A 25664-nucleotide genomic window follows, 5' to 3' on the forward strand; every position below is an offset into this window, starting at 1 on the left:
CGCATAGCGGGTGGTTTATCTGTTTCGCACCTTCGGAGCGAAACGGACTTAAAGTCACATAATGAAAAGAAGCTCGAAAAAATTCGAGCTTCTGCATTGTTTAACGTTTAATTTTACAGTGGGCATGACTTGGAAGGTCATTTCGCTTTTCATATCCCGGACGGTGTTTTTCCTCAGGAATTTCCTGATAATCATCTAAAAGTGCAATCGATCGATAGACCTGCAAGTATTCGTCACACTCCTCACACCAGTGTTTATCCTCTTGGTCCCAAAAAGCAGTCATGACACTACTACGACTGATGTAACTTGGCAAGATTTCTTCCATGGCAAACCAAAGTTTTTTATAGTACTTGAGGGCATCGTAAAAATTTTCAAATTCCTTAGTACTTATAATATCCTCCTGCCAACCTTCCAAGAACCACCACGGTTCCAAATCCCCTTTCATTTCAACTACTTGGTACATTTTTCTTTCTCACTTCATCTTTGGTGTCCTTATTATACAAAATTTTCTGGAAAAGATAAAAAATATGGTCTTATATTTTATATTTATCAAAAATTGAAGAGATTCTAGTCATATAAATACGAAAAGAACCCACAATTCATTGTGAGCTCTTTTGCTTTCATTTTAGTCTTCAGATGTTTCCACAATTGCTTCATCAACAGCAATGTTTTCAATAACTTCAACTTCGTTAACTGAAAGTGGTTCAATGTTACGGTAACGAGCCATACCTGTACCAGCAGGGATAGTCTTACCAATAATAACATTTTCTTTAAGACCAAGGAGATGGTCTTTCTTACCACGGATAGCTGCATCTGTAAGCACACGTGTTGTTTCTTGGAAGGAAGCCGCTGATAAGAATGAATTTGTTTCAAGTGAGGCTTTCGTAATACCAAGAAGGACTGGACGAGATGTTGCAGGAACACCACCAGAGATAACAATATCCTTGTTAGCATCTGTGAAGTCAGAAATGTCCATAAGTGTACCTGGAAGGAGGTCTGTATCACCTGGATCCATAACGCGTACTTTACGAAGCATTTGACGAACCATTACTTCGACGTGTTTGTCACCGATTTCTACCCCTTGGCTACGGTAAACTTTTTGCACTTCTGCAAGAAGATAAGTTTCAACTGACAAGGTATCACGTACTTCAAGGAGACGTTTAGGTTGGATTGACCCTTCTGTCAAGGCCGCACCACGGTGTACTTCGTCACCAACTTCTACTTTCATACGAGCTGTAAATGGAACGACGTACTCACCCATTCCAGTCTTACCTTGAACAAAGACTTTCTTAGTACGTGTCGCAGCATCTTCTTCGATTTCAATAACAGTACCCTTAACTTCAGTGATAACCGCTTCCCCTTTAGGGTTACGTGCTTCAAAGATTTCCTGGATACGTGGAAGACCCTGTGTGATATCGGTGTTTGAGGCTACCCCACCGGTGTGGAAGGTACGCATGGTAAGCTGTGTACCAGGTTCCCCGATAGATTGGGCAGCGATAGTACCAACTGCTTCACCAACTTCAACCGCATCACCTGTCGCCAAGTTGATACCGTAACAGTGACGGCAGACACCGTGACGTGTGTTACATGTAAAGACTGAACGGATAGTTACTTCTTCAACACCAGCATTGACAATAGCTGCAGCCATGTCTTCAGTAATCAAAGTATCTGGACCTACGATTACTTCACCTGTTGTAGGGTTCTTAACTGATTTCTTAGTATAACGCCCTTGAAGACGTTCTTCAAGTGTTTCCGTAACTTCTTTACCGTCAGTAATAGCACGGATGAGAAGACCACGATCTGTTCCACAGTCATCTTCACGAATAATAACATCTTGAGCAACATCAACCAGACGACGAGTAAGGTAACCTGAGTCAGCTGTCTTAAGGGCCGTATCGGTCATACCTTTACGCGCACCGTGAGTAGAGAAGAACATTTCCAAAACGCTCAAACCTTCACGGAAGTTTGAAAGGATAGGCAATTCCATGATACGTCCGTTAGGAGCAGCCATCAAACCACGCATACCGGCAAGTTGAGAGAAGTTAGAGATGTTACCACGGGCTCCTGAGTCCATCATCATAACGATTGGGTTCTTAGGATCTTGTGTCTCAATCAGACGTTTTTCAAGTGCTTCTTTCGCTTCACGCCATGTTGTTGTAACAGCAACATAGCGGTCATCTTCTGTCATCAAACCACGACGGAAAGCTTTGTTAATTTCTTCAACACGGTGGTGAGCAGCATCGATAATTTCTTGTTTGTTATCGATAACTGGGATATCGGCGATACCCACTGTCAATCCAGCAAGTGTTGAGTGGTAGTAACCAAGGTCTTTCAAACGGTCAAGGAAGGCTGATGTTTCAGTCGTACGAAGACGTTTGAAGGTTTCAGCGATGATGTTACCAAGATTTTTCTTCTTGAATGGCGCATTAATTTCCAAACTATCAATAACTGTTTGGATATCTTGACCTGGTTCAAGGAAGTACTTATCTGGTGTACTATCTGTCAAGTTCTCATTTGTTGTTTCTTGAAGATATGGAATTTCTGCTGGAATGATTGAGTTAAAGAGAATCTTACCAACAGTTGTAACCAAAATCTTGTGAAGTTGGTTTTCTTTCCAAGGTTTATCAGGCATGCTGTCTACTGCGATACCGACACGGCTATGCAAGTGAACATAACCATTACGATAAGCCATAACTGCCTCATCAATATCCTTGAAGACCATACCTTCACCCTCACGGCCTTCTTCTTCCATAGTCAAGTAGTAGTTACCAAGAACCATATCCTGAGATGGCGTTACGACCGGTTTACCGTCTTTAGGGTTAAGGATGTGTTCAGCCGCAAGAAGGAGCAAACGTGCTTCAGCTTGAGCTTCTTCAGACAATGGAACGTGGATGGCCATTTGGTCACCGTCAAAGTCGGCATTGTAGGCCTCACACACCAATGGGTGAAGACGAAGGGCCTTACCATCAATCAAGACAGGTTCGAAGGCCTGGATACCCAAACGGTGGAGGGTAGGTGCGCGATTAAGAAGTACTGGGTGTTCCTTGATAACATCTTCAAGAATATCCCAAATACGTTCGTCACCACGTTCAACCATACGTTTAGCAGCTTTCACGTTACCTGCGTATTCACGCGCAACGATTTCACGCATAACAAATGGTTTGAAAAGTTCGATGGCCATCAAACGGGGAACACCACATTGATACATTTTAAGTGTTGGACCAACGGCAATAACGGAACGTCCAGAGAAGTCAACACGTTTACCAAGCAAGTTTTGACGGAAACGACCTTGTTTACCTTTAAGCATGTGGCTCAAAGATTTAAGTGGACGACTACCTGGTCCAGTGATTGGACGACCACGACGTCCATTATCGATAAGGGCATCTACCGCTTCTTGCAACATACGTTTTTCGTTTTGCACGATGATACCTGGGGCATTCAATTCAAGCAAACGAGCCAAACGATTGTTACGGTTGATAACACGACGATAAAGATCGTTCAAGTCAGATGCCGCAAAACGTCCACCATCCAATTGAACCATTGGACGAAGGTCTGGTGGCAATACTGGCAAGATGTTAAGCACCATCCATTCTGGTTTGTTACCAGACTTGTAGAAGGCATCAAGAACGTCCAAACGACGAACAGCTTTAACACGTTTTTGACCAGTTGCTGTTTTCAACTCTTCTTTGAGTTCAGCAATTTCAGCTTCCAAATCTACTTGTTTCAAGAGATTTTGGATAGCTTCGGCACCCATTTTAGCGACAAATGAACCATGTCCATACTCTTGCAATTTTTCACGATATTCACGTTCTGTCAAGAGAGATTTTGGTTCAAGTGGTGTTTCCTTTGGATCAATAACCACGTAAGCTGCGAAGTAAATAACTTCTTCAAGCGCACGAGGACTCATGTCCAAAGTCAATCCCATACGAGAAGGGATTCCCTTGAAGTACCAGATATGTGATACTGGTGCTTTCAACTCGATGTGACCCATACGTTCGCGACGAACCTTAGCACGTGTTACTTCAACACCACAGCGGTCACAAACGATACCTTTATAACGGATACGTTTGTATTTCCCACACGCACATTCCCAGTCCTTAGTAGGACCAAAGATCACTTCGTCGAAGAGACCTTCACGTTCTGGTTTGAGCGTACGGTAGTTGATTGTTTCAGGTTTCTTAACTTCACCATAAGACCATGAACGGACCTTAGTTGGTGAAGCTAGTGTGATTTGCATACTTTTAAATCGATTTACGTCAACCACTAGTATTACCTTTCTTTTGTTCTATTGACAATAGCAGCGCTATTCTAACCTTTATCAGCTACCTTAGCAGAGAGATTTAACTCCCTCTCTAAAGCTTATTTTATTCTGTTTTATCTGAAGCTTCTTCTTTATCTTTTTCTAATTCAGTAGCTTCTTGGGCTTGTTGTACACGTGCTTTTTCAAGATCATCAACGTGCATGACGTCGTCATCTTCACCTTCATCAAGATCACGCAATTCAACTTCATGATCGTCTTCATCAAGGACACGCATATCAAGACCGAGTGATTGCAATTCTTTAACAAGTACTCGGAATGATTCTGGTACACCTGGTTTTGGAATTGGTTTACCTTTAGTGATAGCTTCATAGGCTTTCAAACGTCCATTAACGTCATCAGACTTGTAAGTCAAGATTTCTTGAAGAATGTTTGATGCACCGTAAGCTTCAAGGGCCCAAACCTCCATCTCACCGAAACGTTGTCCACCAAATTGTGCTTTACCACCAAGAGGTTGTTGAGTAACAAGTGAGTAAGGACCAACTGAACGGGCATGAAGTTTATCATCAACCATGTGGTGAAGTTTGATCATGTACATGACACCAACTGACACACGATTATCAAACGGCTCACCTGTACGTCCATCGTAAAGGATTGTCTTAGCATCGCTGTCCATACCAGCTTCACGAACAGTATCCCAGAGATCTTCTGAGCTTGCCCCGTCAAAGACTGGTGTTGCAATGTGAATACCCAAGTTACGAGCAGCCATACCAAGGTGAAGTTCCATAACCTGACCGATGTTCATACGTGATGGCACCCCAAGAGGGTTCAACATGATATCAACTGGTGTACCGTCTGGAAGGTAAGGCATGTCTTCAACAGGAACAATACGAGAAACAACCCCTTTGTTACCGTGACGACCGGCCATCTTATCTCCGACCTTGATTTTACGTTTTTGAGCGATGTAAACACGAACAAGCATGTTAACACCTGATTGCAATTCATCACCGTTTGCACGTGTAAAGATTTTAACATCACGAACGACACCATCACCACCGTGAGGTACACGGAGTGATGTATCACGTACTTCACGAGATTTATCACCAAAGATAGCATGGAGAAGACGTTCTTCAGCAGAAAGGTCTTTTTCACCCTTAGGTGTTACCTTACCAACAAGAATATCACCTTCTTTAACCTCAGCACCAATACGGATAATACCCATTTCGTCAAGGTCTTTAAGGGCTTCTTCACCAACGTTTGGCAATTCACGTGTGATTTCTTCAGGTCCAAGCTTTGTATCACGTGTTTCTGATTCGAATTCTTCCAAGTGAACAGATGTATAAACATCGTCTTTCACGAGGCGTTCACTCATGATAACGGCATCCTCGAAGTTGTAACCTTCCCATGTCATGTATGCGACAATAGGGTTTTGACCGAGGGCCATTTCGCCACCTTCCATAGATGGACCGTCAGCGATAAAGTCTCCTTTTTCAACAATATCACCAACCTTAACCAAAGTACGTTGGTTGTAGGCAGTACCTGAGTTTGAACGACGGAATTTTTGAATAGTATAAACATCAAGAGAACCATCTTCACGACGAACTTCAACCTTATCGGCGTCAGAATAAACAACTTTACCGTCGTGTTGAGCGATAACTGCAGCACCTGAATCGTGGGCAGCTTGATATTCCATACCAGTACCAACATAAGGTGCTTTTGGATCAATCAAAGGCACAGCCTGACGTTGCATGTTGGCACCCATGAGGGCACGGTTAGAGTCATCGTTTTCCAAGAAAGGAATACATGCTGTCGCAACGGCAACTACCTGTTTAGGAGAAACATCCACGAAATCTACAAGGTGTGATGGGTATTCTTGGTTATTACCTTGGTGACGACCCATGACAATTTCTTCTGCAAATGTTCCATCTTCGTTCAACTTAGAGTTGGCCTGAGCAACTGTGTACTCATCTTCTTCGTCAGCAGTCAACCAAACCACTTCGTTGGTTACTTTACCAGTTGCACGGTCAACTTTACGGTATGGTGTTTGAATGAAACCGTACTTGTTAAGGTGTCCATATGAAGACAAGTTATTGATCAAACCGATGTTAGGTCCTTCAGGTGTTTCAATTGGACACATACGACCGTAGTGCGTGTAGTGCACGTCACGAACTTCATATCCGGCACGGTCACGTGTCAAACCACCAGGTCCCAAGGCTGACAAACGACGTTTGTGTGACAACTCTGACAATGGGTTGTGCTGGTCCATGAACTGTGACAACTGTGAAGAACCGAAGAATTCTTTAACAGCTGCAGTTACAGGACGAATATTGATGATTTGTTGTGGTGTCAAGACTTCATTATCTTGAACTGACATACGTTCACGCACGTTACGTTCCATACGAGCCAAACCAATACGGAATTGGTTAGCAAGCAATTCACCAACAGCACGGATACGACGGTTACCAAGGTGGTCGATATCATCTACTTTACCGATACCTTCAGCAAGGTTGAGGAAGTAGCTCATTTCAGCCAAGATATCCGCTGTTGTCAAAGCACGAACTTTATCATCTGGGTTGGCATTACCAACAATTGTAACCACACGATCTGGATCATTTGGTGCAACGACCTTGAATTTTTGAAGAACAACAGGTTCTGTAACCACTGCATAATCGTTTGGTGTGTATACAAATTTGTTCAAATCACCATCCAAGTGTTCTGCGATTGAATCAATCACATCACGTGTCATTTCAGTACCAGCTTCAACAAGGATTTCACCTGTTTCAGGATCTACCAAGTTTTCAGCAATTGTTTGTCCCAAAAGACGTGTCTTGATGTTAAGTTTTTTGTTAACTTTGTAACGACCAACAGCAGCCAAGTCGTAACGACGTGGGTCGAAGAAGCGAGCTACAAGCAAGCTACGTGAGCTGTCAGCAGTTTTGGGTTCACCTGGACGAAGTCGTTCATAAATTTCTTTAAGTGCTTCATCAGTACGCGAATCTGCTGGATTTTTGTGGATATCTTTTTCAACAGTGTTACGAACCAACTCGCTATCACCAAAGATATCAACAATTTCGTCATCACCTGAGAATCCAAGCGCACGCACAAGCGTTGTGAATGGGATCTTACGTGTACGGTCGATACGAGTGTAGGCGATATCTTTTGAATCTGTTTCAAGCTCAAGCCATGCCCCACGGTTAGGAATAACTGTTGATCCGTAACCCACTTTACCGTTTTTATCAACCTTATCGTTAAAGTAAACACCAGGTGAGCGCACCAACTGAGAAACGATAATACGTTCACCACCATTGATGATGAAAGTACCCATCTCAGTCATAATTGGAAAATCTCCGAAGAAGACTTCCTGAGTTTTGATTTCACCAGTTTCTTTGTTTATAAGACGGAAAGTCACAAAGATAGGTGCTGAGTATGATGCATCGTGGATACGAGCTTCTTCAAGTGTATACTTAGGCTCTTTCAATTCGTAACCAACAAATTCCAATTCCATGGTGTCTGTGAAGTTTGAAATGGGAAGTACATCCTCAAAAACCTCTTTAAGACCAGTATCTAAGAATTCTTTGAATGAATCCGTTTGGATTTCAATCAAGTTTGGTAAATCAAGAACTTCTTTGATTCTTGAAAAACTACGACGGGTACGATGCTTCCCGTATTGAACGTCATGTCCTGCCAAGTCTTCTACTCCTTTTCTACATTCGAGACCTGCTTTGCAAGTCGTGCACTTTAAATATTTGTCTCCTGCCTTTTTCAGTTGCTTGTCCCGCTAACAAGTGATTAGATACTAACATCCACTTATCCGATTAACGATAAGCGAAAACTTTAATCTGTGAATTTTTAGAACCTTTAAATATGTATTACAATAACCAAAAATCCTAAAAATAAGCACAAAAATAGCAGCTAAATCTGACCGAAAAAACGTTGATTTAACTGCTGTATCTCTTGATTGGACAATATTTCAACCAAATAAGACGACAAATAGTTGTCTATATTATACCTAATTTTTTGCTTTTTTGCAAGTTTTCTTGGTAATTCCTAATGTCCTTCAAGAATGCTAGACCAGGCTTTTTGATAGTCACTGTCAGTTCCACCAATAGCAAATTTGTAGGTTGTATCCCCAGGCCCATTTTTAGCCCAATAAGTATCAACCATTTCACCACTTACAGAAACATTACGACCATTGACAGACACTGTTGCTGGTTTAAGGCCTGTTGATTTGAGCACACTTGCCTTAATGGCACTTGAATCGATATTAAACTTATCTCCCGTTTTAAAAATACCTGGATTGGCATTGTAGATGGCGGAAGTTAAACGAGCCATATATTGCGCATTGTAGGTGTAACCCGTCTTAGAATTGGTCGGTGCATTGTCATCATAACCAGCCCAACCTCCAAGGGTAATACCAGGCGTCGATACTATCAACCAAGCATCCGCAAAGTTATCTGTCGTTCCTGTTTTACCCATCCAGTCAGCTGAGGCTGCTGCACCATTGACATTTTTCAATTCAGAATGAAATTGAGTTGTCGCTCCCTTAACTACAACTTCCTTGAGCAGGTTATCCATGATGCTAGCCGTAGCTCTTGAAAAGACTTGAATCCCTTCAGATTTATGCTGATAGATAACTTCGCCAGTCCGGTCGGTAATACTATCAATCATATGGCCCTTCTCATAGACGCCACCATTTGAAAGCATTTGATAGGCATTTACCTGTTGGGCAACCGTGGTTTCAATTCCTCCACCAAGAGGTAAACTCTCGATATTGTAATTAGCAATCTTATACCCCATCTTGGTCATGTAACCCTCAACATCAACATCATGACGTTGAAGCATTTGATAAGTCCAAAAGGCTGGAATGTTCCATGAGGTATTGAGTGCTTCTTGGAGGTTCATCATAGCTGTACCCTTATCACCATCATGGAGAATAGGCGTTCCACCCGTAAAATTAGTTGGGTAGTTAGAAAGGATACTTGAGCTACCCATCAAACCTTGATCAATAGCAATTCCATAAGCGATAATAGGCTTAATAGAAGATCCAGGAGAACGAGCAGTATCAAAGGCATGGTTATTTTGATTATTTTCGTAACTACGACCACCAACAAATCCTAGAATTGCTCCAGTCGCATTATCCATGAGTACATTTCCAACTTCGACCCCGTTATTTCCACCCTGATCAAGTAGACCTCCATATTGGTTAGCAGTATCTTGCATCGCATGGTAGACTGCATTATCAATAGTTGTCTTAACGCTGTAGCCACCTGTTTGGAGCTCTTTAAGGGCCATCTCACGATAGCTTTCCTTGGTCTTATCATTTTTCAAATCTTGACTCGACACCTTGTCACGTTTAACGAGATAATCATACATGACATCCTGAGCCTCAGACATGACAGAATAGTACAAATAGTCATGACTTACAGCATCAGACTTCTCACCAGCCTTGAAATCTTTAGTGATATCATAATCCTTATAGCTTTCATACTGCGACTTATCTAGATAGCCACCGCGATAAAGATTGTAGAGTACATCTTGCTGACGTGCTAAGCCATAGGAAAGATCTTCTGCGTTTTTTAATTGTCCATCAGCTGTATAGGGTGAGTAGACAATCGGGCTCTGTGGCAAACCTGCCAGATAGGCCGCCTGAGGAACTGTCAAATCCGCAGCAGAGACCCCAAAAATCCCTTGTGCAGCCTCTTCAATACCAGCAATATTTTTCCCCTTGTTGTTACGACCAAAAGGAGAAACATTCAGATAATCAGTTAAAATTTCATTTTTCGAAGCACGACGTTCCAGTTGTAAAGCATAGATAATCTCTGCCGCCTTACGTTTGAAGGTTGGTGCATCTCCTGTTACCTGTTGCTTGATTAACTGTTGAGTCAGAGTTGAACCACCACTTGAAGAGCCAACTCCCAAAACTGATGATACCAACGCCCTAAAAACTGCCTTTGGTACAACACCCTTATGCTTTTTAAAATTTTCATCCTCAGTCGCAATAATGGCATTTTTAACATTGTTAGAAATCTCATCACTTTCAATAGGTGTTCTAAGCAGGTCCGTATCAATATCAGCAATCTTCTTAGAATCAGAATAACTCATCGAAGACACCACACTAACCTCACTAATCTGATTCAACAAGGTTTTGTCCTTAATCGATGGAACAGACTCAATTTGACTCCCCAGATAACCCAAACCAATTCCTGCACCGAATAGGGTAAGAACGATAATAACCACATAAAAGAAATCAGACAAGAGCTTTAAGGTTTTTAAGAAAACATCACCCATGTCTAAGAGTGTCATCCCATCCTCAGGCGACTTCCGTGCTTGCTTACGATTCCACTTAGATCCAGTCGTAGCTTTCCTTTCTTTAAAAGATTTATCCCCTCTTTTAGACCTAGAACTAGCAAACTTTGTGCGAATAGTCTGCCCTAGTCGCCTAAAATAATTTATTATTTTTTCAAAATTCATAGAAATACCTCAAAGCCTATTATAACAAACTTTGACAAAGCTTGCATAGGCCTACTTTCTTTTGGTATAATGGTGCAGAATATACTTTACTGGAGAATATCATGACAATTTTTGAAGAACTAAAAGCACGTGGCTTGATTTTTCAAACCACTGATGAAGAAGCCCTTGTAAAAGCCTTTGAAGAGGGACCAGTCTCATACTACACTGGTTACGACCCAACAGCAGACAGTCTCCACCTTGGACACCTTGTCGCTATCCTTACTAGTCGTCGCCTTCAATTGGCTGGCCACAAACCTTACGCCCTTGTTGGGGGTGCGACAGGTTTGATTGGTGACCCATCATTTAAAGATGCTGAGCGTAGCCTCCAAACCAAAGAAACCGTTGAAGGTTGGGTAGAAAAAATCCAAGGCCAACTCTCTCGCTTCCTTGATTTTGAAAATGGTGACAACAAAGCCGTTATGGTCAACAACTATGACTGGTTTGGTTCAGTTAGCTTCATCGATTTCTTGCGTGATGTCGGTAAATACTTCACAGTTAACTACATGATGAGCAAGGAATCTGTTAAGAAACGTATCGAAACAGGTATCTCTTACACTGAGTTCGCTTACCAAATTATGCAAGGTTACGACTTCTATGAACTCAATGATAAATATGGCGTAACCCTCCAAATTGGTGGTTCTGACCAATGGGGTAACATGACAGCAGGTACTGAGCTATTGCGTCGTAAAGCGGACAAATCTGGACACGTTATCACAGTTCCACTTATCACAGATTCAACCGGTAAAAAATTCGGTAAATCTGAAGGTAACGCTGTCTGGCTTGACGCTACTAAGACAACACCTTACGAAATGTACCAATTCTGGCTTAACGTTATGGACGATGACGCCGTTCGTTTCTTGAAAATTTTCACTTTCTTGTCACTTGAAGAAATCGAAGAAATCGGTAAAGAATTTGACCAAGCTCGTCACCAACGTTTAGCACAAAAGGTTCTGGCTCGCGAAGTTGTTACTTTGGTTCACGGTAAAGAAGCCTATGAACAAGCTGTTCACATCACTGAACAACTCTTCGCTGGTAACCTTAAAGCTCTCTCAGCACGTGACCTTAAAGTTGCCCTTAACGGTGTCCCAACATATGAAATTTCAGCAGATGAAAATCTGAACATTGTTGAACTTCTCGTCAATGCAAAAATTTCACCATCTAAACGTCAAGCACGTGAAGATGTCCAAAACGGCGCTATCTACATCAACGGTGAACGTGTACAAGACTTGGATTACACTCTCTCAGATACAGATAAAATTGATAATGAAATTACTGTTATCCGTCGTGGTAAGAAGAAAAACTTTGTCTTGACTTACTAATTTATAGCTATTCTCACTCCTTAATGGAGTGAGTTTTTTTACCAAAAAAAGCAGTCGGATTCCCAACTACTCTCTTCAGAACACAAAAAACCAGTACTAGACTGGTTTTTGAGACTATCACATTAGTTATAGATTTTGAATGCGTCATCGTCATTTTGACCAACGAATGGCATTGCTTTACGCAATTCAGCACCAATCTTTTCAATTTCAAGCTCTTCAGCTTCTTTACGGTAAGCTTTCAAACGTGGGAAGCCAGCATCATGGTCTTCAACGAATTCACGTGCAAATTTACCTGATTGGATATCCGCAAGGGCAGCTTTCATGTTTTCTTTGACTTCTGGACCGATGACACGTGGACCAGTTACAAAGTCACCAAATTCTGCAGTATTTGAACATGATTGACGCATTTTCTTGAATCCACCTTCGTAGATCAAGTCAACGATCAATTTCATTTCGTGAAGCACTTCAAAGTAAGCCAATTGTGGTGCATAGCCTGCTTCAGTCAAGACTTCAAAACCAGCTTCAATAAGATGTGTCAACCCACCCATAAGAACCGCTTGCTCACCAAACAAATCTTCTTCAGTTTCTTCTTTAAATGTTGTTACAAGTAATCCAACACGTGCAGAACCAATACCTTTAGCCCAGTCCATAGCGATGTCTTTAGCATTGCCTGTAGCATCTTGGTATACTGCGTAAAGTGCTGGAACACCAAAGCCTTCTGTATATGTACGGCGTACCAAGTGACCTGGTCCTTTAGGAGCAACCATAAAGACATCAACATCTTTAGGAACCTTGATGAATTCGAAGTGGATGTTAAATCCGTGTGCAAAACCAAGAGCTTTGCCTGCACTCAAGTTTGGCTCAATTTCATCTTTATAGATATCTTTTTGAATTTCATCTGGTGCCAAAACCATAATGATATCAGCCAATTTAGTTGCTTCTGCTACTGTGTAAGTATCAAAACCATCTTCTTTAGCTTTATCAAATGATTTACCTGGACGAACACCGATGATCACATCGTGACCTGAATCACGCAAGTTTTGTGCATGTGCATGACCTTGTGAACCGTAACCGATAACGGCGATTTTTTTACCGTCAAGTGCTGCTACTTTTACGTCTTTTTCATATTCCATTTGAACTGCCATAGTAATATGTCTCTTTTCTAAAAAAATATTTTATTGCCTTTTTAAGGCTGGGTTAACAAATTTAGGTTGGATTTTTTAATCACGGGTAAATCCAGTAGCACCCGTACGAGCGATATTCTTGATTCCGTAAGGACGAATAACTCGTAGAAGCGCCTCGCTCTTTTCAGCATCACCTGTCATCTGGATAGTGATAGAGCTTGGTGCTACATCAACCACCGAAGCACGGAAAGGTTGAATAATCGCCAAGATTTCAGCACGCTTAGAGGTTGGTGCTGATACCTTAACTAGGATAACTTCACGTTCCAAGTGTGGCTGATCCGTGATATCACGGATACGAATCACATCAATCTGACGATTAAGCTGTTTGATGATTTGTTCCACTTCATTTTGAGAATTCACATCAATAATAATCGTAATACGTGAAACGTTAGGATCCTCAGAAGCCCCTACAGAGATACTTTCAATATTAACTTGACGTCGTGAAAGAACACCTGTGAAGCGGTTAAGGACACCCGAACGGTTCTGAAGTTTAGCTGTTAACATTCTACGCATTGAACTTCACCCCCAACATTTCGTGATTACTCTTACCAGCCGGAACGATTGGCAAGACATGCTCTTTACGAGAGATATCCACCTCGATGAACATTGGCACGTCTTCCTTGATAACTTCCAAATCCTGATCAATTGTCTCTGGATTATCAAACTTGTAAGACTTAATGCCGTAAGCTTGAGCCATCAATTGGAAATCCGGAAGAGTATCAAAGACAGACTCTGATGTACGCCCTTCGTAGAAGGACTCTTGCCATTGACGTACCATACCAAGCGAGTGATTGTTCAACATAACAACCTTGATTGGCACCTTGTAAATATTTAAGATAGCCAATTCTTGGTTCGTCATTTGGAAACCACCATCACCAACAAAGAGGATAACTTCTTTATCAGGATTAGCAATTTTGGCACCAATTGCTGCTGGGACACCGAATCCCATTGTTCCAAGACCACCTGAGGTCACCAATTGACGCTCATTTTGGTATGGATAATACTGAGCTGTCCACATTTGATGTTGACCAACGTCAGTAACAACAACGGCGTCACCCTTAGTCAATTCACCAATACGCTCGATAACTGACTGAGGCTGTACCATACGTTCTTTCTTATCGTAAGAACGTACACGCTCTTTGTCTTTTGTAACTTTTTCAATCCATTTTTCAGTGTTATTCTGAACTACCGGTTCTGCTAAGAGCATTTCAAGGGCTTGTTTAGCATCACCAACAACTGGAAGGTCCACTGCAATAATTTTACCAATCTCAGCTGGATCTACATCAATATGGACAACCTTAGCATTTTTAGCAAATGTTTTAGGATTACCTGTCAAACGATCATCAAAACGACAACCAATGGCAATCATAAAGTCAGCATCGGTCATAGCAATGTTAGCCGCATATGAACCGTGCATACCACCCATCCCCAAGAAAAGGGGATGACTAGTAGCAATTGTCCCTTGTCCTAGAAGACTTGTAACAACTGGGATTTGGTAGCGCTCTGCAAAAGCAACTAGCTCCTTAGCAGATTCGGAATAAGACACCCCACCTCCAGCTACAATAACCGGCTTTTTAGCTTTCCCCAACTGCTTCAAGATTTTCTTGATTTGCATTTCGTTTGGTCTTAGCGTCGGTTGGTAACTTGGAAGATTAATTTCAGTATCATTGATGAAGGCTGTTTCCTTAGCTACGACATCTTTAGGGAGGTCGATAACAACTGGACCAGGACGACCAGTTGTTGCGATATGAACCGCTTCTCGAATAATACGAGGAATATCAGCCGTATCACGAATCTGGTAGTTGTATTTGGTAATTGGCATGGTAATTCCGACAATGTCAGCCTCTTGGAAGGCATCCTTACCAATACCTGATGTTGCTACCTGACCTGTAAAGACCAGGAGAGGTACACTATCACTCATAGCATCTGCAATCCCGGTAATAGCATTTGTTGCACCGGGACCACTCGTTACAAGAGCAACACCAAGTTTACCAGTTGATTTAGCATAACCTTCAGCTTCGTGCAGACTTCCTTGCTCATGACGAGACAAAATATGATTAATATCTTCATTTTTGTAAATAGCATCATACAAAGGAAGAACCGCTCCGCCAGGATACCCAAAAATAGTTGAAATCCCAAGTTCAAGAAGTGTATCAAGAATCAAATCAGCACCAGAGCGTGCTTCTTCAAGTTCAATTTTCTCCACATGGACCTCCTTTAGCAATTGTTTTTTTCGAATTGTCTAAAAATTCAAAACCTTGTATACTATAATAACATTTTTAACTAAATTTGCAAGGGTTTCAGAGAAAAATATCACAAACTCTTCGGAAATAATATTCTTAGTTTTTTTCTTGTGCTTGACGTTCTGCTTTACGTTCTTCAAATTCTTCATCACTCATCAGAGTTCCACCGACATTAGCTGATTTAGCAAAAGCAGTGTAACGGCGCAACCATCCACTTGAGATCTTAGATTTGAAAGGTTTCAAATGTTTACGGCGTGCTTCAAGTGTCGCATCATCTACGAGCAAATCAATGGTACGGTTGGGAAGATCAATCACAATTTCATCCCCATCTTCAATCAGAGCGATATTGCCACCTTCCGCAGCTTCTGGAGATACGTGACCAATAGCAATACCACGAGTTGCTCCTGAGAAACGACCATCAGTAATCAGAGCAACATCCTTACCAAGACCGCGGCCTACAATCTTAGAGGTTGGCGCTAACATCTCTGGCATACCAGGACCACCCTGAGGGCCTTCGTAACGAATGACAACAACATGGCCCTTCTTAACCGTTCCATTATCAATCAATTCAAGGGCTTGAGCTTGTGAATCACAACAAATGGCTTTACCACGGAAAGTTTTAACGGATGGATCTACACCACCAACCTTGATAACAGCCCCATCCTGAGCAATATTTCCATAAAGGATAGACAAACCGCCAACCGGTGAAATAGGTTGCTCGATTGGATGGATAATTTCTTCATTTTTGATTTCAGCACCAGCTACATTTTCTTTTAAGGTTTTACCAGTAACCGTAATACGATCACCCTTAATGGCACCTTTCTTAATCAACTGATTAATAATTGCTGGAACACCACCTGCTTCATGTACATCATGCATGGTATAGATGCTGGAAGGAGCAATTTTAGAGAGATAAGGTGTCTTCTTAGCAATCTCATTGATGTCCTTAAGGTCATAGTCAATACCAGCCTCACGCGCAATAGCAAGGGTATGAAGAACGGTATTGGTTGAACCACCCATGGCCATATCTAGAGCAAAAGCATCATCGATGGCTTCTTTGGTCACAATATCACGTGGGCGAACATTATTTTTGATGTTATCCATTAATTTTGTGGCTGCTTGACGAACCAATTCACGACGTTCGTCTGAAACGGCTAGGATAGTACCGTTACCTGGAAGGGCAAGACCCAAAACTTCCATCAAACAGTTCATTGAATTGGCAGTAAACATTCCTGAACATGAACCACAAGTCGGACAGGCATTTTTCTCTAAATAATCAAGCTCTTCCTTGCTCATATCTCCAGCCTGATAAGTACCTACAGCTTCAAACAAGCTTGATAAAGTAGCCTGATGACCAGTCATATCAACGCCACCCTTCATAGGTCCACCTGAACAGAATACCGCTGGCACATTAGTACGCATGGCTGCCAAAATCATTCCTGGTGTAATCTTATCACAGTTAGGGATATAGAACACACCGTCAAACCAGTGGGCATTAATAACAGTTTCTGCAGCATCAGCAATTAATTCTCGTGAAGGAAGGCTGTAACGCATCCCAATATGTCCCATGGCAATCCCGTCATCTACACCAATGGTATTAAACTCAAAAGGAATACCACCAGCTTCACGGATAGCCTCCTTGGCAATATCCGCTAATTCACGTAGGTGGACATGTCCTGGAACAATATCAATATAAGAATTACAAATAGCAATAAAGGGCTTTTGCATATCCTTAGAAGATTTAACCTGTCCAGTCGCATACAAAAGTCCACGTGCAGGTGCTTTATCAACACCAACTTTGATCATATCACTTCTCATGACCTTACCTTCAATCTATAAAATTTCTTACAACATATGTTACCACTTTGGAAAGTAATGTCAAGGAATTTTCAGAATATTTCTGTAATTCCGAAAAAATGGCTTTACAGTATCGAAACGATCTAAATAAAAAGGAAGCCCTAAGACTTCCTAAATGATTATTTTTAAATTATTCAACGCTAAAGAGGTATGGATACACAGGTTGGTCCCCTTGGAAGATTTCAACTTCAATATCTTCGTGAGCCTCTTCCAATTTTTCCGCAAGTGCTTGAGCTTGTTCTTGATTACCTTCTTCGCCGACGTAAATCATAACAATTTCACTGTCTTCGTCAATCATCTTGTCAAAGGTGTCAAGGAGGGCTTGGTCCATATCTGGTGTAGACACAAGGATCTTACCATCCACCATACCAAGGATATCATTTTCATGAATCTCAAGACCATCAATAGTTGTGTCACGTACTGCCAAAGTCACGCTACCACTTGTTACATCTGAAAGACTAACTGTCATAGCTTCAACATTAGCTTCGATACTTTGGCTAGGATCAAAAGCAAGCAAGCTTGTAAAGCCTTGTGGAACTGTACGTGTTTCAACAACAGCCGCATTAACATCCACTACTTCAGCAGCTGATTGTGCTGCCATAAAGATGTTTTTATTATTTGGCAAGATGATAACATTCTTGGCATTAACCTGCTCAATGGCCTTAACGATATCCTCCGTTGATGGGTTCATTGTTTGACCACCTGAAATCACATAGTCAACACCTTGTGATTTGAAGATATCTGCAAGTCCATCTCCGGCAACAACCGCAATAAGGGCAAAGTCTTTAGGAGTAGAAGGCGCAGTTTGAATGGCTTCTGCTTTTTGAACTTGTGCATCGTGTTGATTACGCATGTTGTCAACCTTAACTTTGACAAGAGCACCATATTTAAGACCTTCTTGCATGACAAGACCTGGATCCTCTGTATGGACGTGAACTTTTACAATTTCATCGTCGTTAACAACAAGGAGAGAATCCCCAAGATTACTCAAATAATTTTGGAACTCTTCATAATCAAAGTCTTTCACATAAGTTGGACCTTGTTTGAGACCAACCATGATTTCCGTACAGTACCCGAAGGTAATATCTTCTGTTGCAACATGACCTGCAACTGACTTATGATGTTCTGCATTGATCATCTCTGTCATAGTAGCAGGTGTCGCTTGGAAGTCCTCTGAAGCGATATACTCACCTGTGAGGGCTGACAAGAAACCTTCATAAATAAAGACCAAACCTTGACCACCTGAGTCTACTACACCAACTTCTTTCAAAACTGGAAGCATCTCTGGTGTCTTAGCCAAGGCAGCCTTAGCCCCATCAAGAGCTGCACGCATAACCTCAACAGCATCATTAGTAGATTCAGATTTCTTAACCGCTGCTGAAGCTGCACCACGTGATACTGTAAGGATTGTTCCTTCGACAGGTTTCATAACAGCTTTATACGCAACTTCAACACCTGATTGGAAGGCGTGAGCTAGATCTTGGCCGTCAAGTTCCGTTTTATCCTTGATGCTTTGACCAAAACCACGGAACAATTGTGACGTAATAACACCTGAGTTACCGCGAGCACCCATCAAGAGACCTTTAGACAAAATCTGACCAACTTCACCAACTGTTGAAGCTGTTTGATCTGCGACAGCCTTGGCTCCGTTATCCATAGTCATTCCCATGTTTGTTCCAGTATCTCCATCTGGTACTGGGAAGACATTGAGTGAATTCACATATTCTGCTTGCTTACCTAGACGTGTTGCTGCCGCTTGGACCATCTCCTGAAGTAAGCTTGTTGTAATTTTAGACACTAGTTTTCTCCTACGACTTTGATATTTTGAACGTAAACATTTACTGTTTCAGTCTTGATACCGAGTTGATTCTCAAGATTAAATTTCACACGTTCTTGAATATTTTTTGAAACCTCACTAATCTTAACACCATAACTCATAACAGTGTAGACATCCACAGTGATACCTGCATCAGTAGATTTCACGACAACTCCTTTTGCGTAGTTTTCTTTTCCAAGAAGTGCTTGAAAATTATCTCGGATAGCACTCTTACTTGCCATACCGACAACGCCAAAAATTTCTGTTGCTGAACCGCCAACTACTGTTGCGATGACATCATCTGACAATTCGATTTGACCATCTTTTGTATTGATTTTTACAGTCATAATTACTACCTCAAAAAGTTTTTATCAGCTTATTTTACCATATTCGAGCTTACTTGTAAAAAATAAGAAGAAGATACCCTTTGAATAAAAGTATCTCCTCAATATTTATCATTAAAACTTTCTCTTTATGAGATAACGACGGTACATCACATAGAGGAAGACCGCACGCCATACATTATCAACAACGGTTGCAATCCAAACACCTGCCAGGCCCATTCCCAAACTCACTCCTAGGAAGTAGCCTGAGAAAATTCGGATTAGCCACATCCCAATAGTTGTCGCATAGAAAGGTATCTTAGCCTTACCCAGACCTTGCCAAACTGCTGTGTAGACTAAAGTCGCCGAAGTCACGGGATTTCCTAGGAACGAATAAAGAATAACGACCTGACTAGCAGCAATAGCTGCTTTATTATCTGTAAAGAAGCTTGACAATCCATGGCCAAAAAATAAGATGCTTCCGGAAACCAAAACCATCAAGAAGGTTGAAATCCAGTAAGACTCTCGTATAATACGCTTCATCTGCGCCTTATCCCCTCGCCCCAGACTATTGGAAACCAAGATAACTGTAGCCGTGGCGACTCCCATACCAGGCATATAGTTAAACTGGGTGATATTTTCACCAATGGCATTACCACCGACAACAGCTGTACCAAAGGTAACAATAATAGCCACAATGACCACATCTCCAGCACGCATCATCAGTCGTTCACCTGCTGCTGGCAAAGCAATTCCCAACAACTCCTTGTTAAAAGGTTTGGTAACTTCAAACTGTTTCACATCCAATTTCATTGCAGTCCATAGTATGGCTGTCCCAACTAGGCGAGAACAAACCGTAGCTGTAGCTACCCCAATAATCCCCCAATGTCCAACAAAAATAGCCAAAGAAGATAGAAGAGCGTTAAGAAGATTGGTCAAAAGACTGACGACCATGGAAATACGAGGACGTCCCTTGGCTCGTAGTATATTACCAAAGGTAGTCATCAAAGCTAGAAAGACCACACCTCCACCGACTAGAGCCAAATAGAGACTGCCAGCCTGGGTCACAGATTGCTCAGTGCCCAGAAGATTGAGAATGGATCCACCAACAAAAATGGAGAGTAGACCCAAGACGATACTAAGAGCAAGGGTAATAATAATAGCATCCCAGGTATCTCTGTTAGTCGCTTTAACGTCTCCTTTTCCTAGGCTTCTAGCAATGACACTGGCACTCGAAGCCCCCAGCGCAATGAAGATAGCCTGATAAATCGTAATGATATTATTGGCCACGGAAACCCCCGATATAGCAACAATACCAACCTGAGCTACTAGGTAAGAATCGACAACCCCCATCAACATTTGTAAGAGGTTTTCAGCCATAGCCGGTAAGGCTATGTTTAAAATTTTCTTTGTTTCTGTCATAACATTTTCTTTTATATTGATAAAAATAGGGCTGATTTCTCAGCTCCTATTTTTTATTCTTATACACCAAGATAGCTTTCAACTGCTTTTTGCATATCAGCTGCCGCAACAACTGTTTTATGGCGAACTTCTGCATGTTCAAGTCCATCTACAGCAGCTGGGATAGCTACACCTGAAAGTTGGTGCAAATCTTCTACTGCTTTGAAATCATCCCCACTGTCTTTACCAGTGACAGCTGAAACAGCCACACGTGGGAATTTGTAAGGGCTAGCTGTTGAAGCGATAACTGTTGGTGTGTGGTCATCTGTCTTTTGAACGTATGCTTCGTAAACAGCTGAGGCAACTGCTGTATGAGGATCTTCGATATATTTGTCTTCATCATAGACACGCTTGATTTCAGCAGCTGTTTCATCCTCAGTTGCAAAACCTGCTGCAAACAAATCAAGAATATCTTTATCTGCATCAGCCAAAGTATACTCACCTTTAGTCACAAGTGCATCCATAAGCTCTTTAGTCTTAACCGCATCATTACCAAGAAGGTGGAAAATCAAGCGTTCTAGGTTAGAAGATACCAAAATGTCCATAGAAGGACTTGTTGTTACCTTGAAATCGCGTTTCTTGTCATAAGTACCTGTTGCAAAGAAGTCTGTAAGGACATTATTTTCGTTAGAAGCACAGATTAATTTACCAACTGGGACACCAATTTGACGTGCATAGTAAGCCGCCAAGATGTTACCAAAGTTTCCTGTTGGGACTGTGAAGTTAACCTTATCTCCGTTTTGGATATGACCTGCCTTAACCAACTGCGCATAGGCATATACATAGTAAACCACTTGTGGTACCAAACGACCGACGTTCATTGAGTTAGCTGATGAGAATTGCGTATGATGAGTCAACAATTTCTCACGCAAATCAACATCGTTAAACATACGTTTCACATCTGTTTGGGCATCATCAAAGTTACCATCAATGGCAATAACGTGCGTATTAGCTCCTGTTTGAGTGGTCATTTGCAATTCTTGGATTTTTGAAACACCGTCTTTTGGATAAAAGACAATGATTTCAGTTCCAGGGACATCTGCAAAACCAGCCATGGCAGCTTTACCAGTATCACCTGATGTCGCTGTCAAAATAACAATCTTGTTATCAACACCTTGTTTCTTCGCTGATGTTGTTAGCAAATAAGGCAAGATTGAAAGCGCCATATCTTTGAAAGCAATGGTAGAACCATGAAAGAGCTCAAGGTTGTAATGGTTTTGAAGTTTGACCACTGGTGCAATAGCAGCTGTATCAAACTTGTCGTCATAAGCATTTGTGATACAGTAATCCAATTCTTCTTCAGTAAAATCATCCAAGAAAGCAGACAAGACTAATTTAGCAACTTCTTGGTAAGAAGCGTCTTTCAATTGATCAAAGTCCAAAGCAATCTCAGGTGTTGTCAATGGGGTGAACAAGCCACCATCTGTTGCCAGTCCTTGAAGAATAGCCTGACTAGCAGTTACTTTATTATTTTCGTCACGTGTTGATTGGTATACAAGTGTCATGGTAAATCCTCTTTTTAGATAGTGTGTGGCTCTATTGTAGCATAATTGTCAGAATATTTCTACACGTATTGTAACTTGTGAGAAAATCATTCGGATTTCACTTGTTTAATTTTATTTAAATACCAGAAAAAATCCGGAATTTCTATCCCAGATTTTCTTTTAAAATTGATCTTTGGTGTCATTCTTAGTTGAAAAAGTGATATCTTTGGATTTACCCTCACCACAATATTCTTTGAGGTTACTGGGTACCTTGATTCTTTTAATTTTTGACCAGGATTGAAGTAAACAGTTACCATCCTATCGGCTTATTATAACAATTCTTAAAGCGTTTTTCTATCTTATTCGGGAAAGTCCTTTATTTTTAATTTGGATAAACACTCTAATATAGAGGATTTCTAGCAAAAAAGTAGCCCTTATAGAGCTACTTTTGTCTATCGCTTACCCTTTGTAATCAAAGGCAATTTCGATAATTTCTTTCAATTCTGAAATAAGTGGTTCTTTCGGATTAGCTGTTGTACATTGGTCTTCATAAGCATGTTCGGCCAAAGTATAGGCAGTGTCTTGAAGAAGTTTCTTAGTAACCCCTTGTCCCTTCCAGTTCATGTCAATACCAACGGCAACACCCAATTCGTATACTTTTTGTGCCAAAACTTCAACCAATTCAGCATCTGATTGTTTGTCAGTACCCCATCCCATGAAGCGAGCGATATCTGCGTAATCTTTGTCTGCACGGAAGTAGTCATATTTAGGGAACATAGCGTGTTTTTGAGGATCACTACCATTGTAACGGATAACGTGAGGCATCAAAATCGCGTTAGTACGTCCGTGTGGAATGTCAAACATAGGACCAACCTTGTGAGCGAGTGAGTGGTTGATCCCAAGGAAGGCATTGGCAAAGGCCATACCAGCCATTGTAGACGCATTATGCATCTTTTCACGTGATTCTTCATCACCAAAGCGGTAAGAATGTTCAAGATTTTCAAAAACAAGTTTAATCGCTTGGAGTGAAAGTCCACGTGTATAGTCGCTAGCCATGACTGATACATAAGATTCAATAGCGTGAGTCAAAACGTCCATACCTGTATCTGCTGTAACGCTAGCAGGCACACTCATAACCAAAGCAGGGTCAACGATAGCAATGTCCGGAGTCAAAGCGTAATCTGCCAATGGGTACTTGATGTGAGTTTCACTATCAGTGATAACCGCAAATGACGTTACCTCTGAACCTGTACCTGAAGTTGTTGGGATACAGATAAATGTTGTCTTCTGAGCGTAAGGAATCTTGTAAGTACGTTTACGGATATCCAAGAATTTTTGTTTAGCTCCGAAGAAGCTTACATCTGGGTGTTCAAAGAACATCCACATAGCCTTAGCAGCATCCATTGCAGAACCACCACCAAGAGCGATGATAACATCTGGTTGGAAGTCTACAAAACGTTCCAACCCTTTATAAACCGTATTCGTAGATGGATTTGGCTCAACATTTGAGAAAACATCTACTGCTGGTTTATGGCGGTTAAGTTCCAATTGGCGTTTAACCAAGTCAGCGTAACCAAACTGAACCATACCAGGGTCACAAACCAACATCACGCGCTCAGCTTCAATGTGGCGCAAGTAAGTTATTGAATCTTTTTCGAAGAAGATTTTTGGTGGGACGCGAAACCATTGCATGTTATTGCGACGCTTTGACAATGTTTTGACATTCAAGAGATCAAATGAGCTAACATTGTGTGAAACTGAGTTATGACCGTATGAACCACAACCAAGAGTCAATGATGGAATCATATTGTTGTAGATATTACCGATACCACCTTCAGCTGATGGACTATTAACCAAAACACGGCAGGCTTTCATGCGGATACCATATTGGAGTTGAAGCTCTTCATTTTCAGTGTGGATAACAGCTGTATGTCCAAGACCTCCCAAATTGAGCATGCCTTCTGCTTTTTTGAATCCATCCTGAACGCCATCAGATTTGATAAGGGCAAGTACTGGAGACAATTTTTCCAAGGCAAGTGGGTGTTCCATTGTTGCATCTGGAATTTCTGCCAAAAGCATTTTCGTACCTGCAGGTACTTTAAGACCAGCTTTTTCAGCAATTTCCATAGCTGAGTGACCTACAATAGCGCCGTTTACAGCTGTACGCGCCTCATTAAGAACGACTTTTTCTAATTTAGCAATATCAGCTTTTTTAGAAATGATGACACATTGATGTGCCTCAAATTCAGCCTTAACTTCATCATAAATAGCTGCATCAACGATAGCTGCTTGTTCAGAAGCGCAAATCATACCATTGTCAAACGTTTTTGAAACGATGATATCGTTGACAGCACGTTTAACCTTAGCATCAGCAGCAATATAAGATGGGACGTTTCCGGCTCCTACACCAAGCGCTGGTTTACCAGTTGAATAAGCAGCCTTAACCATACCAGGTCCACCAGTCGCAAGCACTGTGGCAATCTTAGGATGGTTCATCAAAAGACCAGTTGCTTCGATAGATGGCTCTTCAATCCACTGGATGCAGTCCTTAGGTGCACCTGCTTCAATAGCTGCATCACGAACGATACGAGCTGCCTCTGCAGATGATTTTTGAGCTGATGGGTGGAAGGCAAAGACGATAGAGTTACGAGTCTTAAGAGCGATAAGGGCTTTGAAAATCGTTGTTGAAGTTGGGTTAGTTGTTGGTGTCACCCCACAGATAACGCCTACTGGCTCAGCGATAGAAACCAAACCTTGTTCTTTATCTTCAGCGATAACGCCTACTGTCCTGTCATATTTAATACTATTCCAAATGTATTCAGAAGCATACATATTTTTGATGGCTTTATCTTCATAAATACCACGACCTGTTTCATCAACAGCCAATTTTGCCAAATACATATGTTTATCTAGGGCAGCAATCGCAGCTTGGTGAACAATGTGGTCCACTTGCTCCTGCGTAAAGTTAGACATGGCATCGAGAGCTTCAACCCCTTTTGTTGCCAATTCATCTATTACTGTTTGAACATCTTTAGTTTGTTTAGTCATATGAAACTCCTTTGAATATTTGTTAAAAACTTCACAAGATTTAACACAAGTCTATTATAGCGCTTTCTATATATTGTGTAAACCCTTACATTGATAAAAATCATAACCACCCGTCTAACGGGTGGTTTGATCAAGGGCTATAAGCCCATAATACCAGCCAG

At 41.4% G+C, this 25664-nt stretch carries 13 protein-coding genes and 1 pseudogene; 1 reads left to right on the top strand and 13 read right to left on the bottom strand.

The window, feature by feature from the left end:
• Window positions 1-100 precede the first annotated feature (100 nt).
• The 4 genes from ADF62_RS03040 to pbp1b all read right to left on the bottom strand — a co-directional run bounded on the left by ADF62_RS03040 (window position 101) and on the right by pbp1b (window position 10729).
• Window positions 101-463: a DUF1033 family protein gene (locus tag ADF62_RS03040; RefSeq protein WP_003092027.1), complete on the bottom strand. Its 363-nt coding sequence runs from the start codon at window positions 461-463 to the stop codon at window positions 101-103.
• Between the two features lie 162 nt (window positions 464-625).
• Window positions 626-4264: a DNA-directed RNA polymerase subunit beta' gene (gene rpoC / locus ADF62_RS03045; protein WP_003092100.1), complete on the bottom strand. Its 3639-nt coding sequence runs from the start codon at window positions 4262-4264 to the stop codon at window positions 626-628.
• Between the two features lie 100 nt (window positions 4265-4364).
• Entirely contained in the window at window positions 4365-7946 is a 3582-nt protein-coding gene (gene rpoB / locus ADF62_RS03050) for a DNA-directed RNA polymerase subunit beta (protein WP_003091947.1), read from the bottom strand.
• 359 nt (window positions 7947-8305) lie between these two features.
• The gene (gene pbp1b, locus ADF62_RS03055; RefSeq protein WP_039976041.1) at window positions 8306-10729 is read right to left on the bottom strand and encodes a penicillin-binding protein PBP1B; all 2424 of its coding nucleotides are present in this window, start codon (window positions 10727-10729) and stop codon (window positions 8306-8308) included.
• Window positions 10730-10830: 101 nt separating this feature from the next.
• Between pbp1b and tyrS the strand changes: the two genes are divergently transcribed.
• Window positions 10831-12087, top strand: a complete 1257-nt coding sequence (tyrS, locus tag ADF62_RS03060; protein WP_003092098.1) for a tyrosine--tRNA ligase — start codon at window positions 10831-10833, stop codon at window positions 12085-12087.
• Between the two features lie 122 nt (window positions 12088-12209).
• Here the strand turns inward: tyrS and ilvC are convergent, their stop codons facing one another.
• From ilvC to adhE, 9 genes and pseudogenes are all read right to left on the bottom strand, one after another.
• Window positions 12210-13232 (bottom strand): ketol-acid reductoisomerase, encoded by a 1023-nt coding sequence (gene ilvC / locus ADF62_RS03065; protein WP_002887024.1) that lies wholly within the window; start codon window positions 13230-13232, stop codon window positions 12210-12212.
• A gap of 75 nt (window positions 13233-13307) precedes the next feature.
• Complete coding sequence (ilvN, locus tag ADF62_RS03070; protein WP_002887025.1) at window positions 13308-13784, bottom strand: acetolactate synthase small subunit; 477 nt, start codon at window positions 13782-13784, stop codon at window positions 13308-13310.
• Window positions 13777-15477, bottom strand: a complete 1701-nt coding sequence (locus tag ADF62_RS03075) for an acetolactate synthase large subunit (RefSeq protein ID WP_003092011.1) — start codon at window positions 15475-15477, stop codon at window positions 13777-13779. Before ADF62_RS03075 ends, ilvN begins: the two co-directional genes overlap by 8 nt.
• Window positions 15478-15610: 133 nt before the next feature.
• Window positions 15611-17332 (bottom strand): dihydroxy-acid dehydratase, encoded by a 1722-nt coding sequence (ilvD, locus tag ADF62_RS03080; protein ID WP_003095867.1) that lies wholly within the window; start codon window positions 17330-17332, stop codon window positions 15611-15613.
• Between the two features lie 169 nt (window positions 17333-17501).
• Window positions 17502-19169 (bottom strand): DAK2 domain-containing protein, encoded by a 1668-nt coding sequence (locus ADF62_RS03085; protein WP_003091966.1) that lies wholly within the window; start codon window positions 19167-19169, stop codon window positions 17502-17504.
• Window positions 19169-19534 carry an Asp23/Gls24 family envelope stress response protein gene (locus ADF62_RS03090; protein ID WP_003092032.1) on the bottom strand — a complete coding sequence of 122 codons (366 nt, stop codon included), beginning with the start codon at window positions 19532-19534 and terminating at the stop codon, window positions 19169-19171. The genes ADF62_RS03085 and ADF62_RS03090 overlap by 1 nt, the downstream gene beginning before the upstream one ends.
• Before the next feature lie 111 nt (window positions 19535-19645).
• Entirely contained in the window at window positions 19646-20932 is a 1287-nt protein-coding gene (locus ADF62_RS03095) for an MATE family efflux transporter (protein WP_003095863.1), read from the bottom strand.
• A gap of 59 nt (window positions 20933-20991) precedes the next feature.
• The gene (gene thrC / locus ADF62_RS03100) at window positions 20992-22476 is read right to left on the bottom strand and encodes a threonine synthase (protein ID WP_003095862.1); all 1485 of its coding nucleotides are present in this window, start codon (window positions 22474-22476) and stop codon (window positions 20992-20994) included.
• A 438-nt stretch (window positions 22477-22914) separates the two neighbouring features.
• A pseudogene (gene adhE / locus ADF62_RS03110) lies at window positions 22915-25527 on the bottom strand (bifunctional acetaldehyde-CoA/alcohol dehydrogenase); the annotation flags it as partial.
• Between the last annotated feature and the right edge of the window lie 137 nt (window positions 25528-25664).

Source organism: Streptococcus sp. 1004_SSPC, from assembly GCF_001069025.1.
Classification (GTDB): domain Bacteria; phylum Bacillota; class Bacilli; order Lactobacillales; family Streptococcaceae; genus Streptococcus; species Streptococcus vestibularis.

Excerpts from the sequence above, each read along its gene's own strand:
- ADF62_RS03040 (WP_003092027.1), bottom strand. The coding sequence starts at position 463 with ATGTACCAAGTAGTTGAAATGAAAGGGGATTTGGAACCGTGGTGGTTC.
- pbp1b (WP_039976041.1), bottom strand. The coding sequence starts at position 10,729 with ATGAATTTTGAAAAAATAATAAATTATTTTAGGCGACTAGGGCAGACT.
- tyrS (WP_003092098.1), top strand. The coding sequence starts at position 10,831 with ATGACAATTTTTGAAGAACTAAAAGCACGTGGCTTGATTTTTCAAACC.
- ilvC (WP_002887024.1), bottom strand. The coding sequence starts at position 13,232 with ATGGCAGTTCAAATGGAATATGAAAAAGACGTAAAAGTAGCAGCACTT.
- ilvN (WP_002887025.1), bottom strand. The coding sequence starts at position 13,784 with ATGCGTAGAATGTTAACAGCTAAACTTCAGAACCGTTCGGGTGTCCTT.
- ilvD (WP_003095867.1), bottom strand. The coding sequence starts at position 17,332 with ATGAGAAGTGATATGATCAAAGTTGGTGTTGATAAAGCACCTGCACGT.
- ADF62_RS03090 (WP_003092032.1), bottom strand. The coding sequence starts at position 19,534 with ATGACTGTAAAAATCAATACAAAAGATGGTCAAATCGAATTGTCAGAT.
- ADF62_RS03095 (WP_003095863.1), bottom strand. The coding sequence starts at position 20,932 with ATGACAGAAACAAAGAAAATTTTAAACATAGCCTTACCGGCTATGGCT.
- thrC (WP_003095862.1), bottom strand. The coding sequence starts at position 22,476 with ATGACACTTGTATACCAATCAACACGTGACGAAAATAATAAAGTAACT.